The sequence below is a fragment of the Streptomyces sp. NPDC052023 genome, assembly GCF_044548465.1.
Taxonomy (GTDB): Bacteria; Actinomycetota; Actinomycetes; order Streptomycetales; family Streptomycetaceae; genus Streptomyces.
The window spans coordinates 47,266-61,260 of the sequence record NZ_JBIUBW010000012.1; the positions used below are offsets into that span (position 1 = coordinate 47,266).

Consider the following 13,995-nt stretch of genomic DNA (forward strand, 5'->3'; position numbering starts at 1 on the left):
ACTCCTAGGTCGGGTCTACTCAGGTGTTTCGTCGAGCGCGTGGCCGACGAGAGCCAGGAGGGTCTCGATCGCGGATATCCGGCGCCGCGCATCCATGATCATGACAGGTATGTGCCGCGGGATCGTCAACGCCTCCCGCACGTCCTCGACCTCGAAGCGCTCGCTGCCCTCGAAGTGGTTGACCGCCACGACGTACGGCAGCCCGCAGCTCTCGAAGTAGTCGAGCGCCGGGAAGCAGTCCTTCAGCCGGCGCGTGTCGGCCAGCACGACCGCACCGATCGCGCCACGCACCAGGTCGTCCCACATGAACCAGAACCGCTGCTGGCCCGGGGTGCCGAACAGGTAGAGCACCAGGTCGTCGTCGAGCGTGATGCGGCCGAAGTCCATGGCCACCGTGGTGGTCAGCTTGCCCGGCGTGGCGGTGAGGTCGTCGGTCTCCTCACTCGCCTCGGTCATCAGCGCCTCGGTCTGCAGCGGCGTGATCTCCGAGACGGACGTGACCAGTGTGGTCTTGCCGACGCCGAAGCCGCCCGCCACCACGATCTTGGTGGCGATGGGGGCACGGGTGCGGTCCGTCTGCCAGGACTTCAGGTTCTCGTCGGGATCGACGAGCGGGGAGACGCCACGAGCGGCGTCAGAGACGACGGAGTCCACTCAGCACCCTTTCCAGCAGTGCGCGGTCCGGCCGGCCCGTGCCGTGACCGGTTCCCGTTCCGTACACACGGATCTTTCCCTGGTCCGCGAGATCGCTCAGGAGCACTCGGACCACGCCGAGCGGCATCTTCAGCAGCGCGGCGATCTCTGCCACCGTCCGCATCCGGCGGCAGAGTTCGACGATGGCCCGCAGCTCCGGCATGACCGTGGACCGCAGGGAACCGTTCGTCAGTTCCTTGCGCTCCTCGGGCGCCTCCAGCGCGGCTGTGCTCGTGACGAAGGTCTCCACCAGCAGCACGTGCCCGAAGCGGGTACGGCCGCCGGTGAGCGAGTAGGGACGGACGCGGGCGGGCTTGCGGTCGCCGCCGCGCACCGGGAGCTTCTTCGGCGTACCGGGCGTACTGCTCATCGGGTACTCCCCGTCGGTTCGGTCTCCAGGGATTTGCGCAGCTCGCTGCGGAGTTCGGGGGTCAGGACATGGCCGGCGCGGCCCACGAAGAGTGCCATGTGGTACGCCACCACGCTCATGTCGCAGTCCGCGGAGCCGTGCACGCCGAGCAGCGAGCCGTCGCTGATCGACATCACGAACAGGCTGCCCTCGTCCATCGCGACCATGGTGTGTTTCACCGGGCCGAACTCCAGCACCTTGGCCGCACCGATGGTGAGGCTGCCGATGCCGGAGACGATGGTGGCCAGGTCGGCGGAGGAGCCGCGCGGGCCGGTGGGCCGCGTCTCGCGCGCCCCACGCGCGGCCGCGTTCCTTCCGGGGTCGGAGGAGAGCAGCAGCAGCCCGTCCGAGGAGACGACGGCGACGGACTGGATGCCGGGCACCTCCTCGACCAGGTTCGTCAGCAGCCAGTGCAGATTGCGGGCCTCACTGCTCAGTCCGAACGTGCTGGGCGCGGTCAACTGCTTGCCTCCTCGACGGTGCCCCCCGTGGATTCTTCGGCATGTACATGTGCTTGGTCGGTCTCCGCGGCGTCGCGGTTCGTGGTCTCGTGCGCCCGCTCCGGTGCCCCGCCGGACAGGGTCGCCGTGCGGCCCGTCCGCTCGGTCATCTCGGCCTCGACGTCGCGCCGGCCGGCCTCGGCGCCCTGGCGGAAGCCGCCCAGGCGACGGCGCAGGGCGTCGGCGTCGACGGAGCCGCTGCGGGGCCGGGGCGCCGACGCGGGCGTGTTGATCTTCGGCGTGCGCTTCGGCAGCCCCTTGTCGGTGACGAGCTCGGGCTCGTCCCCCTCGTCGGGGGTGCGCTCGTGCGTGTCGGGGCCGATGGCATAAGGGTCGAAGGCGGTGGGCGCCGGGGGCTGGACGGGGGCCGGGGCCGGCTCGGTCGCCGGGTCCTGGGGCCGCTCGTCCTGCGGGGCGGGCCCGGCGGCCGGATCCTGGACGGTCGGCCACGCCGGACGCCGGTCCGCGTCCCGGTCCTGCTCGGCGGGCCGGTCGGTCTCCGTACCCGGGTGGGTCTGCGTGCCCGGCTCCCCGGGCACCTCCCGGCCCTGGTCCGCCTGGCCACCCGGCCCGGCGGCGGACTCCCGGTCCTGCCCGCTCCCGCGGCGCGGCTCCGTCTCCTGGCGGTCCTGTGCCGCACGGCGCCGGCCGGCGCCCCGGTCCAGGTCCTGGCCCTTGCCGGGCTCGCCAGGCTGTTCCGGCACCAGGAGTTCCATCGTGGTCTCGGCCGGCGACTCGGGAAGCTCCCGCTCGGCCGCCGGCTCCTGCGCCCGTACCGTGCGCTCCGCCAGCGCCACCAGCGGGTCGCCGCTCTCCGAGCGGCCGTGCAGGACGTTGGAGTTGGCCTCCGCGTCGGCACCCGGCAGGGAGAAGCCCTGCGCACCCTCGGAGAGGGAGGCGGGCGTGGGGGCCGGCACGGCGGCGGCCGAGGCCTCGGCGAGCAGCGACTGCGGCAGCACCACGACGGCGGCGATGCCACCCTGCTTCTGCTCGCGCAGCTGCACGCGCACCCCGTGCCGGTGGGCGAGCCTGGCGACGACATACAGGCCGAGCCCCAGACCGTCCTCGCCCTCCTGGTCGTACGGCGACCCGGGGTCGAAGTCGGACAGCCGGGCGTTGAGCCGGGTCATCCGCTCGTCGGTCATGCCGATGCCCTCGTCCTGGACGGAGAGCATCACCTCGCCGTTCTCCAGGAGCCAGCCGGAGACCTCGACGGGCAGGTCGGGCGGGGAGAACGAGGTGGCGTTCTCCATGAGTTCGGCCAGCAGGTGGGACAGGTCGTCGGCGGCGAACCCGGCGATGTGCGCGTGCGGCGGCAGGGCGGTGATCCGCACCCGCTCGTACCGCTCGATCTCGCTGACCGCGGCCCGTACGACGTCGACCATCGGGACCGGGTTCGCATGCTGCTGGACGTGCTCGGTACCGGCCAGCACGAGGAGGTTCTCGCTGTGCCGGCGCATGACGGTGGCGAAGTGGTCGAGCTTGAAGAGGGTGGCGAGCCGCTCGGGGTCCTGCTCGCGCTCCTCCAGGCCCTCGATGACACCGAGCTGCCGCTCCACCAGGCCGAGGGTGCGCAGCGCGAGGTTGACGAAGGTGCCGCCGATGCTGTCGCGCAGGCGCTCCAGCTGGGCGGCCGAGTCGGCGAGTTCGGCGCGCAGCCCCTCACGGGCGTCGGCCATCTTCTGCCGCTGCCCGACCAGGTGCTTGCGGTCGGACTCCAGGGTGGCGATCCGCCCGTGCAGCGCGGCGGCGTGCGCGTGCAGGGCGTTGACGGACCGGACGACCTGGGCGAACTCGTCGTTGCGGCCGGTGAACTTGACCGGTTCCGCGGCGGCCGGGTCCTCGGCGGCGGCCAGCCGGGCGGAGCCGAGGCGCAGCACGGCGAGCGGGCGGGTGAGGCTGCGGGCCATGCCGGTGGCGACGCCGACGGCGAGCAGCATCAGGGCGCCGAGGATCGCGATACGGATCTCCAGGGCGGTGACGTCGTCGTCGCGCAACTGCTCCAGGGCGGTGGTGCGGCGCTCGTAGAGGGAGGACTCGACGCCGCGCATCAGCTCGACACGGGCGGTCAGGGCCGCGTTCAGCTTCTCGGCGCTGGTGCCCAGGTCCTGGTCGGACAGGGTGGGCTGGTCGGTGAGGGCGGCCAGGTACTTGTCGGCGTTGTTGACCTCGGGGCCGGTGACCGTGGAGTCGTAGGTGCCGCGGGCCGCCTTGGTGGCGGTGTCGTGGAAGTCGGCGAGCGCGGACTCGGAGCGCAGCCGGGCCTGCTGGGCGGCGGCGGTGAGGGCGCCGCGCTGCTTGCCGTCGGCCTCGGAGGAGACGCGGGTCTCGGTGGTCAGGCCGGTGGCGGGGTCGTAGACCGACTCGGTGCTGCTCGGCACGCTGAGGGCGGCGAGGAGCAGGCCCCGGGTGGCGGCGGCCTGCTGGACGGCGGTGTCGAGTTCGGCGAGGGCGTACGCGCCGGAGCCCGCGCGGGGCGGGAGCTGTTCGGCCAGGTCCTCGGCGAGCCGGTGGAGTTCGGTGATGGCGCCGGAGTAGGCCTCGTGCGCTTCGAGAGCGCCGCTCTGTCCGGTGAGCGCCGCTCGCCGCACGCTCGCGATGGCGTCCAGGTCCGCACGCAGCTGGGCCGGGGTGTCGGTGTTGGCACGCATCTCCTCGACCTGCCGGTCGACCCGCGCGCTGCGCTGTTCCGAGGGCGCCTTGGACTTGGGCCGGCCCGCCGCGATGTAGGAGGTGACCTCGTCGCGCTCGTCCGCGAGGGAGTGGGCGAGCGTGAGCGCGTCCTGCGTCTGCCCGCTCAGGGTCACCAGGTCCTGGCTGTCGCTCAGCTGCCCGGAGGCGGCTATCACGGAGGGTGTGCCCGCACCGGCGATGGCGGCGGCCACGACCGCCACGGCCACGATGAGCCGGTTGCGTACGTGGGTGGGACGGCCCCTGCCGACAGAGGTGCGCTCCGCGCCCCCCTCGGAGGCCGCCTGCTTGCCTGTGCGCCGAGGCCGCGTCATCTGCACCGGTGCTCACATTCCTGACTCGTGTACCCATGGGCCCGGGTGACGTCCCGTCAACTGGTGTGCACACCACCCGGTACGTACGGTCCCCGACCCTCCCAGTGCCGGTGGTCAGTCATCGCACATCACCCGACCGGCCACCCGAAGGAGTGAACATCGGAGGGGAGTTGGCGGGCAAGTTCCTCCGGCGCTTGCGACGGCCCGCGACAGCGGGCCGGTTGGACGTCTGCGGCGGGCTTTGGCAGTATTCGCCGCCACGCCTTCCCGGAGTCCGCCATTCCAACCCAAATCCGGCGCCTGACCTGCGGCGGTACGGCGATTCGACGACCCTTGCCACCCTTCTGCGAACGCTGTGAAGGGCTCGTGCAGACTGGGCTGATGCGCACGGAACTACTCTCCCGGCCCGGTGACCCGGCTCACCCCAACGAGGACTTCGCCGGTGTCGGACTGCCCGCCTGCGGACAGGGCGGTTCCCTCGTGGTGCTGGACGGGGTGACGCCGCCGAGGGACGGCACCGGCTGTCTGCATTCCGTTCACTGGTACACCGCGCGCCTGGGCGGCGCCCTGACCGAACTGACCGTTTCACTGCCGGATGTCCCCCTGCACGACGCCCTGGCCCGTGCCATCGCGCGTACCGCTGACGCGCACCGGGCGACCTGTGACCTTTCTCACCCACGAACCCCCCAGGCAACGGTGGTCCTCGCCCGCTGGTCGCAGGAGACCGTCGAGTACCTGGTCCTGTCCGACTCGGCCCTCCTGGTGGAGTCCCCCGACGGCCTGGTCACGCCCTGCCTCGACGACCGCCTGGCCCGGCTCCCCCGGGCGACCCTGGCCACCGACGCGCTGATCGACGCCACGGTCCGTAACAAGGAGGGCGGGTTCTTCACGGCCGCCGCGGATCCCTCGGTGGCCGCGCGAGCCGTGACCGGGGTGCTGCCGCGCGAGCGGGTGCGGGCGCTGGCCGCCCTGACGGACGGCGCGAGCCGATGGACGGAGACGTTCCGCGAGGGCGACTGGACGGACCTGTTCACCTTCGTCCGCAAGCAGGGCGCCGAGGCCCTGATCGACCGGGTACGGGCGCTGGAGACCGCCGACCGCGAGGAACGCACGCATCTGGGCCGCAGCAAGACCCACGACGACGCGACGGTCGTGTACGCGGAGCTGTGAGCGCGGGCGCTACCTCTCCATCCCGGAGTTCATCTGGTGCAGCAGCCTGGCGAGTTCGGCCACCTCACGGCGGTCCCAGTGGTCCAGCTTGCTGACGTAACGGGCACGGCGGGCCTCCCGGACCCGCTGCACCCGGGTGCGCCCTTCCTCGGTGAGGTGCACCAGCCAGGCGCGGCCGTCCGCCGGATCGGGTTCCCGGGCCACCAGGCCCAGCTCCTCCAGGGCGCGCAGCTGACGGGACATGGTGGCCTTGCCGATCCCGATGTAGGCGGCGAGGTCCGTGGCCCGCTGCCGGCCGCACTCGTCGAGGCGTACGAGCAGTCCGTACGCCGCGGACTCCAGGTCGGGGTGGACCTCTCGGGCCATCTCGCCCTGGTTGGCGCGGGCCCGCCGCAGGAACACCGTCAGTTCGCGTTCCAGCTCCAGGAACTCGCGGTCCACACCACTTCGCGACGCGTCCGCCTCGCCGTGCTGCCTGCCGTCGTTTCCACCCTCGTGCACGTCAGCACCTGATCCGTTTTCCTGGTCGTGAAAGTTGCCGCCGACGGCGGTCATCACCGCAGCTCTGTCAGTATTTCGCAGGCATGGACCAACGGCAGCCCCCGGACCCCCGTACCGCCGTGGACGGGCATCGGCGCGAGCGCCGCGCCGCCCCGCCGGGAAGGGACGGCGGGGCGGCGGGGCTGGGTGGTGAGCCCGGTCGGGTGTGATCACTTGACGACCACACCGCCGGAGCCGTCAGGGGCAGGCGGCGGAGGCACCGGGGCCGGCTGCGGAGCCGGGGCCGGCTGGGGAGCGGGGGCAGGGGCCGGAGCCGGAGCGGGGACCGGCTGCGGGGCCGGAGCCGGCTGCGTGTCGGTGGAGCCGTTGCCGGTGTCTCCCGGATTGCCGGGCGCGGACCCGTCGGGGTGACCGTCGGGGCACGGCCGGCCGTTGCCGCCACCGCTGCCGCTGCCCCCGCGACCGTCCTGGCCGTCCCGGCCGCCGCAGTTGCCCCGGCCGCCGCGACCGCCGTTGCCACCTGTCCCGCTCTGGCCCGGCGCGGTGCAGACGGGCGGGACGGTGCCCGTGCCGTTGCCGCCGTTGCCTCCGTTGCCTCCGTCGCCGGGGCGGCAGTAGTCGTCGTGGCGGTCGTGACGGTCCTTCTTCTTGTGCTTCTTCTTGTGCTTTTTCTCCCTGTGATCGTCATGCTTCTTGTGATCGTTGTACTTCTTCTCGCCGCCGTGCTTCTTCTCGTCGCCGTGCTTCTTCTGGTCGCCGTGCTTCTTCTGGTCGCCGAATTCGATCGACTGAACCTGCTGGGTGGCCGCGGGTGCGGCGGACACCGTGCCGGCCGGTACGAGTACGCCGGCTGCCGCGAGGAGAATGGAGGCGACGGTGGTCATTGTGTATGCGCAAGCCTTGTGTTCCATGAGAGCTACTTCCCTATCAATACGGACCAGTCGCGTTCGAGATACGCCTTTCGCCAGGCCTCGACCTCGCTCTTCGGCATGTGGTACTTCTCGGCGATCTGGGCCTCGGTGGCGCCGTCGTTGAGCAGGACGAGGACGACCCGAACCTTGTCCGCCACGGAGAGGTCCGCTTTCGCCTTGTCCGGCAGGTCGCTGTACTCGGTGCATTCGTCGGTGCCGGGTTCACCGGGCTCACCGGGCTCACCGGGTCGGCCGCTCTCGCCGCCGTCCCCTCCCCTGCCGCCGTCTCCGCCCGCGCCGCAGCCCGCGGAATCGGTGGAGACGGACGCGTCCTCCGTGGTCGTGGGCCGGTGGTCCGGTGCGGGGTCCGAGCCCGCGCGAGGGGCACAGGCGGCGCCTGCCGCGAAGGCGAGGGCGGCCAGCGCGAGGGCGATCGAACGTCGCCGGAGCTGAAATGACATGAGGTTCTCCAGGTAGGCGAGACGGGGCGGCGGGGTGAGGGTCATGGCGGCCCTCACCCCCGCCGCTGGGGGTCACTCGGCGTTGCCGCCGTCGCCGCCGTCGCCGCCTACGACGCCACCGGCACCGCCGTCACCGCCGTCACCGCCGGTCGTCCCACCGGTACCGCCGTTACCGCCGTCACCGCCCAGAACGCCACCAGTACCGCCGTTACCACCGGCACCACCGGTCGTCCCACCGGTACCGCCGTTACCGCCGTCACCGCCCAGAACGCCACCAGTACCGCCGTTGCCACCGGCACCACCGGTCGTCCCACCGGCACCGCCGTTACCGCCGTCACCGCCCAGAACGCCACCAGTACCGCCGTTACCACCGGCACCACCGGTCGTCCCACCGGCACCGCCGTTACCGCCGTTACCTCCGGTCGTCCCGCCGGCACCGCCGTTACCGCCGTTCCCGCCGGTCCCGCCGGTCCCGCCCTTGTTGTGGTCGCCCTTGTTGTGGTCGCCCTTCTTGTGGTCGCCCTTCTTGTGGTCGCCCTTCTTGTGGTCGCCCTTCTTGTGGTCGCCCTTCTTGTGGTCGCCCTTCTTGTGGTCGCCCTTCTTGTGGTCGTCGTGCTTGTTCTTGTGCTCGTGCTTGTCATGCTGGGAAATCGCGGTCACCGACGAAGTGGGCGTCGAGGACGCGGAGGCCGCACTCGCCGGCAGGATTACACCTCCGACGGCCACCACGGTCGATGCCACTATTGTCGCGATACGGATTCCGCGCTTCTGCCGGGATTCCTGCTTGTTTTCGTTCGTACGAGTCACGGTTTTTCTCCTGCCTTTCCGAGGGGCCCTTGCCTTATCCGGTGTTTCCGGTGCGGCCCGCACTTCAAGTAGGCAGGAACGACGGAACGCGGTCACGTTCCGACGACTCGGGACTTGACGCCTCGATGAATCCCGGATACGGCAAAGGCCCGGGCCTCCCTCACGGGACCCGGGCCTTGCCCTTCCGATCGCGTCCGTCACGCCGCGACCGGAACCTCCGGCGCCGCGCCGTTGGTGGCCGGCGACAGCGCCAGCTCCAGGACCTGGCGGACATCGGTGACGGCGTGGACGTCGAGCTTGTCCAGCACCTCCGCCGGGACGTCGTCCAGATCGGGCTCGTTGCGCTTGGGGATGATCACGGTGGTGACGCCCGCCCGGTGCGCGGCGAGCAGCTTCTGCTTCACCCCGCCGATCGGCAGCACCCGGCCGGTCAGCGAGACCTCACCGGTCATCGCCACGTCCGTGCGGACCAGGCGCCCGGAGAGCAGCGAGGCCAGCGCGGTCGTCATGGTGATGCCCGCGCTCGGGCCGTCCTTCGGCACCGCGCCCGCCGGGAAGTGGATGTGCACACCCCGGTCCTTGAGGTCGGCGACCGGCAGCTCCAGCTCGGCGCCGTGGCTGCGCAGGAAGGACAGCGCGATCTGGGCGCTCTCCTTCATGACGTCGCCCAGCTGACCCGTCAGGGTCAGGCCCGCCGCGCCCGTCTCCGGGTCGGCCAGCGACGCCTCGACGTACAGCACGTCACCACCGGCGCCGGTGACCGCGAGCCCGGTCGCGACACCCGGCACCGCCGTGCGCCGCTCCGCCGGGTCCTGGGCGGACTCGGGAACGTGGTGCGGCCGGCCGATCAGGTCCCGCAGATGCTCGTCGGTGACGGTGAAGGGCAGCTTCCGCTCCCCCAGCTCGTGCTGGGCGGCGACCTTGCGCAGCAGCCGGGCGACGGTCCGCTCCAGGTTGCGCACGCCGGCCTCGCGTGTGTACTCGCCGGCCAGCTTGCGCAGCGCGCTCTCGCCGAGGGTCACCTCGTCCTTCTCCAGCCCGGCGCGCTCCAGCTGACGCGGCACCAGGTGGTCGCGGGCGATGACGACCTTCTCGTCCTCCGTGTATCCGTCGAGGCGGACCAGCTCCATACGGTCCAGCAGCGCTTCCGGGATGGCCTCCAGCACGTTGGCGGTGGCCAGGAAGACCACGTCGGACAGGTCCAGCTCGACTTCGAGGTAGTGGTCGCGGAACGTGTGGTTCTGCGCGGGGTCCAGGACCTCCAGCAGCGCGGCGGCCGGGTCGCCCCGGAAGTCGGAGCCCACCTTGTCGATCTCGTCGAGCAGTACGACCGGATTCATCGACCCGGCCTCCTTGATGGCGCGGACGACCCGGCCCGGCAGCGCGCCGACGTAGGTACGCCGGTGTCCGCGGATCTCGGCCTCGTCGCGCACGCCGCCGAGGGCGACCCGGACGAACTTGCGTCCCATGGCGTGCGCCACGGACTCGCCGAGGCTCGTCTTGCCGACGCCGGGCGGGCCGACCAGCGCCAGCACGGCACCGCCACGCCGCCCGCCGACGACACCCAGCCCGCGCTCCGCACGCCGCTTGCGCACCGCCAGGTACTCGGTGATCCGCTCCTTCACGTCCTCGAGGCCGGCGTGCTCGGCGTCCAGCACGGCCTTCGCGCCCTGGATGTCGTAGGCGTCCTCGGTCCGCTCGTTCCACGGCAGTTCGAGCACGGTGTCGAGCCAGGTGCGGATCCAGGAGCCCTCGGGCGACTGGTCCGAGGACCGCTCCAGCTTGTCGACCTCTTTGAGCGCGGCCTCACGGACCTTCCCGGGCAGGTCGGCGGCCTCGACGCGGGCCCGGTAGTCGTCCGGCTCCTCGCCCTCCTGCTCGCCGTTCAGCTCGCGCAGCTCCTTGCGGACGGCCTCCAGCTGACGCCGCAGCAGGAACTCCCGCTGCTGCTTGTCGACGCCTTCCTGGACGTCCTTGGCGATGGTCTCGGCGACGTCCTGCTCGGCGATGTGGTCGCGCAGCTGCTGGGTGGCGAGCTTCAGCCGGGCCACCGGATCGGCGGTCTCCAGCAGCTCGATCTTCTGGTCGAGGGTCAGGAAGGGCGAGTACCCCGAGTTGTCGGCGAGCGCGGAGACGTCGTCGATGGCCTGGACCCGGTCGACGACCTGCCAGGCACCGCGCTTCTTCAGCCAGGCGGACGCCAGCGCCTTGTATTCCTTGACCAGTTCGGTCACGTGCCCGGGCAACGGGTCGGGAACGGTCTCGTCGACGCCGGTCCCCTCGACCCACAGCGCCGCACCCGGCCCGGTCGTCCCGGCGCCGATCCGCACCCGGCTCCGGCCCCGGATCAGGGCGCCCGGGTCGCCGTCGGCGAGCCGTCCGACCTGCTCGACCGTGCCGAGCACCCCGGTGGCCGTGTAGCTGCCGTCGTTGCGCGGCACCAGCAGCACCCTGGGCTTTCCGGGCGTGGCCCGGGCGGCAGCCTGCGCGGCCTCCACCGCGGCCCGGACATCCGGGTCGCTCAGGTCCAGCGGAACCACCATGCCGGGCAGGACGACTTCGCCGTCGAGCGGCAGCACGGGCAGGACGAGCGGGGTGAACGCCGTGGACTCAGCAGCCATGATCTTCCCTTCGGCAGTCAAGTTGAGCTATGCCGACTCAATGCTCGGGCGTGACGCATTGTTCCCCCGACCGCGTTCGCTGTGAGCGATCAAGGGCAGGGGCTGGTGAGAGGCCGGTCAGGAACGACGCGGGAAGGGACGGCATCCGGCGTGCCGTCCGTAACCCCACGTCCACCGGGTCTCCGTGATTCCGTCAACGTTCCGTCAGAGAAGTGCCAGGATGGGCTGATGCCCACCCTCCACGACACCCCCGAAGTCCTGGACCGTCGCGACGGCCCCTACGGCGAGGTCGTACTGCGGCGGCACGGTGCGCTGCTCCAGATCATCGCCAATGGCTGCTTCCTGATGGACACCTCCGACGGACGTTCGGAACGCCTGCTGGTCGACGCCGCGCGCGACGCACTCGGCGACCGCCCCGGCCCGCACGTGCTGATCGGCGGCCTCGGCGTCGGATTCTCGCTCGCACATGCCGCGGGCAACCCGCACTGGGGCCGGATCACGGTGGTCGAGCGGGAGCGCGCGGTCATCGACTGGCACCACGAGGGGCCCTTTTCCACCATCTCTGGCAAAGCCCTGGCCGACCCGCGTACCCGGATCGTCGAAGCGGATCTGATCGATTACGTCAATGAGACGTGCGACACGTTCGACGCGCTGTGCCTGGACATCGACAACGGGCCCGACTGGACCGTCACGGAGGCCAACTCAGGGCTGTACTCGAAGGCCGGACTCGCAGGCTGCGCAAGGGTGTTGAGGCCCGGCGGGGTGCTCGCCGTATGGTCGGCGAAACCTTCCCCGGAATTTGAAGGAACCTTGCGGAATGCCGGTTTCCGGCATGTGCGTACCGAAGAGATCCCGGTTGCCCGGGGCGTTCCCGACGTCGTGCACCTCGGCGTACGACCTGAATAGCCGAGCTGCGGTGACTCCCCGTACCCTGCTTGCCTGACGCCGATCATTCAAGCGTCAATCGCAGTCATGGGATCACCCCACGGATTCCGGAAAGCACACTTCAGGGGCGGGCGATGGAGCAGACACACACCTCCCACAACGGCACGGCGGCGGCCACCCCGGGCGCTCAGCGCCGGGTTCTGGTGGTCGAGGACGACCCGACGATCGTCGACGCCATCGCGGCCCGCCTGCGCGCCGAGGGATTCCTCGTGCAAACCGCCGGTGACGGTCCGGCCGCCGTCGACACCGCCGAGGCATGGCAGCCCGATCTGCTGATCCTCGACATCATGCTGCCGGGCTTCGACGGCCTGGAGGTCTGCCGGCGTGTGCAGGCCCAGCGGCCGGTGCCGGTGCTGATGCTCACCGCGCGTGACGACGAGACCGACATGCTGGTGGGCCTCGGCGTCGGCGCCGACGACTACATGACGAAGCCCTTCTCCATGCGTGAGCTGGCCGCACGCGTGCACGTGCTGCTGCGCCGCGTGGAGCGGGCCGCGGTCGCGGCCACCACACCGCGCAGCGGCATCCTGCGCCTCGGCGAGCTGGAGATCGACCACGCGCAGCGCCGGGTGCGGGTGCGCAGCGAGGACGTACACCTCACGCCCACCGAGTTCGACCTGCTCGTATGCCTGGCGAACACCCCGCGCGCGGTGCTCTCCCGCGAGCAGCTGCTGGCCGAGGTGTGGGACTGGGCGGACGCCTCCGGCACCCGGACCGTCGACAGCCACATCAAGGCGCTGCGCCGGAAGATCGGTGCCGAGCGGATCCGGACGGTGCACGGGGTGGGCTACGCGCTGGAGACACCGACGCCATGAGCGAAGGGCGGCCGGCCGCACGGAGGAGCCCCGGGGAGCCCTGGGGCGGCGTACGCCCGTTCTCGATCAAGACCAAGCTGGGTGCGCTGGTCGTCATCTCGGTGCTGATCACCACCGGTCTCATGATGATCGCCCTGCGCACCGAGACGGAGCTTCGCTTCATCACGGTCTTCTCGATGATCGCCACACTGCTGATAACGCAGTTCGTGGCGCACTCGCTCACCTCGCCGCTGGACGAGATGAACGCGGTGGCCCGCTCGATCTCGCACGGCGACTACACGCGCCGGGTGCGGGAGAACCGCTGGGACGAGCTGGGCGACCTGGCCGTCACGATCAACCGCATGGCCGACGACCTCGAGGCCGAGGACCGCCAGCGCAAGGAGCTGGTGGCCAACGTCTCGCACGAGCTGCGGACCCCGATCGCGGGTCTGCGCGCCGTGCTGGAGAACATCGTGGACGGCGTCACCCGGGCCGACCCCGAGACCATGCGCACGGCCCTGAAGCAGACCGAGCGGCTGGGGCGGCTGGTCGAGACGCTGCTGGACCTGTCCCGCCTGGACAACGGCGTCGTACCACTGAAGCAGCGGCGGTTCGAGGTGTGGCCGTACCTCTCCGGGGTGCTGAAGGAGGCCAACATGGTCGCCTCCGCCCGGGCGGGCATCGCCTCCGGCTCCGGCAGCCACACGCGTACGGACGTCCATCTGCACCTCGACGTCTCCCCGCCGGAGCTGACCGCTCACGCCGACCCGGAACGGATCCACCAGGTCGTCGCCAACCTCATCGACAACGCGGTCAAGCACAGCCCGCCCCACGGCCGTGTGACGGTGAAGGCCCGGCGCGGCTCGCTGCCGGAGTCGCTGGAGCTGGAGGTCCTCGACGAGGGCCCGGGAATCCCCCGCTCCGAGTGGCATCGCGTCTTCGAGCGGTTCAACCGGGGTGCGGTCAGCCGGCCGCACGGCCCCGGCAGCGACGGCGGCACCGGCTTGGGCCTGGCGATCGCCCGCTGGGCGGTGGATCTGCACGGCGGCCGGATCGGGGTGGCCGAATCCGAGCGGGGTTGCCGGATTCTCATCACCCTTCCAGGTCTGCCTTCTGTGCCAAGTTGACGTAAAGTTCGAAGCGGAGCCACAAGATCCACGGGTGTCCGCGCAGCAGGA

Annotated in this window: 13 protein-coding genes; 4 read left to right on the forward strand and 9 right to left on the reverse strand. The window is 71.2% G+C overall.

Translation table 11 applies throughout. From position 1 onward, the window contains the following. Window positions 1-15 precede the first annotated feature (15 nt). The 4 genes from ACIHCM_RS23440 to ACIHCM_RS23455 are packed head-to-tail and all read right to left on the reverse strand — an operon-like array spanning window position 16 to window position 4,607. Entirely contained in the window at window positions 16-654 is a 639-nt protein-coding gene (locus ACIHCM_RS23440; protein ID WP_399898961.1) for a GTP-binding protein, read from the reverse strand. Then, the gene (locus ACIHCM_RS23445) at window positions 635-1,063 is read right to left on the reverse strand and encodes a DUF742 domain-containing protein (RefSeq protein WP_399898964.1); all 429 of its coding nucleotides are present in this window, start codon (window positions 1,061-1,063) and stop codon (window positions 635-637) included. Before ACIHCM_RS23445 ends, ACIHCM_RS23440 begins: the two co-directional genes overlap by 20 nt. Next, complete coding sequence (locus ACIHCM_RS23450) at window positions 1,060-1,563, reverse strand: roadblock/LC7 domain-containing protein (protein WP_399898967.1); 504 nt, start codon at window positions 1,561-1,563, stop codon at window positions 1,060-1,062. The genes ACIHCM_RS23445 and ACIHCM_RS23450 overlap by 4 nt, the downstream gene beginning before the upstream one ends. Continuing rightward, window positions 1,560-4,607, reverse strand: a complete 3,048-nt coding sequence (locus tag ACIHCM_RS23455) for a nitrate- and nitrite sensing domain-containing protein (protein ID WP_399898970.1) — start codon at window positions 4,605-4,607, stop codon at window positions 1,560-1,562. The genes ACIHCM_RS23450 and ACIHCM_RS23455 overlap by 4 nt, the downstream gene beginning before the upstream one ends. A 381-nt stretch (window positions 4,608-4,988) precedes the next feature. On the opposite strand from ACIHCM_RS23455, the gene ACIHCM_RS23460 reads away from it, so the two are divergent. Next, window positions 4,989-5,777, forward strand: coding sequence for a protein phosphatase 2C domain-containing protein (locus ACIHCM_RS23460; RefSeq protein ID WP_399898972.1), 789 nt, complete (start codon window positions 4,989-4,991; stop codon window positions 5,775-5,777). A gap of 9 nt (window positions 5,778-5,786) precedes the next feature. Here the strand turns inward: ACIHCM_RS23460 and ACIHCM_RS23465 are convergent, their stop codons facing one another. From ACIHCM_RS23465 to lon, 5 genes are all read right to left on the reverse strand, one after another. Beyond that, window positions 5,787-6,278 (reverse strand): MarR family winged helix-turn-helix transcriptional regulator, encoded by a 492-nt coding sequence (locus tag ACIHCM_RS23465; RefSeq protein WP_399898974.1) that lies wholly within the window; start codon window positions 6,276-6,278, stop codon window positions 5,787-5,789. A 209-nt stretch (window positions 6,279-6,487) separates the two neighbouring features. After that, window positions 6,488-7,189 (reverse strand): hypothetical protein, encoded by a 702-nt coding sequence (locus tag ACIHCM_RS23470; protein ID WP_399898976.1) that lies wholly within the window; start codon window positions 7,187-7,189, stop codon window positions 6,488-6,490. Window positions 7,190-7,194: 5 nt separating this feature from the next. Next, entirely contained in the window at window positions 7,195-7,695 is a 501-nt protein-coding gene (locus ACIHCM_RS23475) for a helix-turn-helix domain-containing protein (protein WP_399898979.1), read from the reverse strand. Between the two features lie 27 nt (window positions 7,696-7,722). Then, the gene (locus tag ACIHCM_RS23480; RefSeq protein WP_399898982.1) at window positions 7,723-8,457 is read right to left on the reverse strand and encodes a hypothetical protein; all 735 of its coding nucleotides are present in this window, start codon (window positions 8,455-8,457) and stop codon (window positions 7,723-7,725) included. 197 nt (window positions 8,458-8,654) lie between these two features. Beyond that, window positions 8,655-11,078 (reverse strand): endopeptidase La, encoded by a 2,424-nt coding sequence (gene lon / locus ACIHCM_RS23485; protein ID WP_399898985.1) that lies wholly within the window; start codon window positions 11,076-11,078, stop codon window positions 8,655-8,657. Between the two features lie 228 nt (window positions 11,079-11,306). Between lon and ACIHCM_RS23490 the strand changes: the two genes are divergently transcribed. The 3 genes from ACIHCM_RS23490 to ACIHCM_RS23500 all read left to right on the forward strand — a co-directional run bounded on the left by ACIHCM_RS23490 (window position 11,307) and on the right by ACIHCM_RS23500 (window position 13,944). After that, window positions 11,307-11,984 (forward strand): spermidine synthase, encoded by a 678-nt coding sequence (locus ACIHCM_RS23490; RefSeq protein ID WP_399898988.1) that lies wholly within the window; start codon window positions 11,307-11,309, stop codon window positions 11,982-11,984. 113 nt (window positions 11,985-12,097) lie between these two features. Then, on the forward strand, window positions 12,098-12,838 hold the full coding sequence (locus ACIHCM_RS23495) for a response regulator transcription factor (RefSeq protein WP_399898991.1): 741 nt from the start codon (window positions 12,098-12,100) through the stop codon (window positions 12,836-12,838). Beyond that, window positions 12,835-13,944: a sensor histidine kinase gene (locus ACIHCM_RS23500; RefSeq protein ID WP_399898994.1), complete on the forward strand. Its 1,110-nt coding sequence runs from the start codon at window positions 12,835-12,837 to the stop codon at window positions 13,942-13,944. Before ACIHCM_RS23495 ends, ACIHCM_RS23500 begins: the two co-directional genes overlap by 4 nt. Window positions 13,945-13,995: the final 51 nt, after the last annotated feature.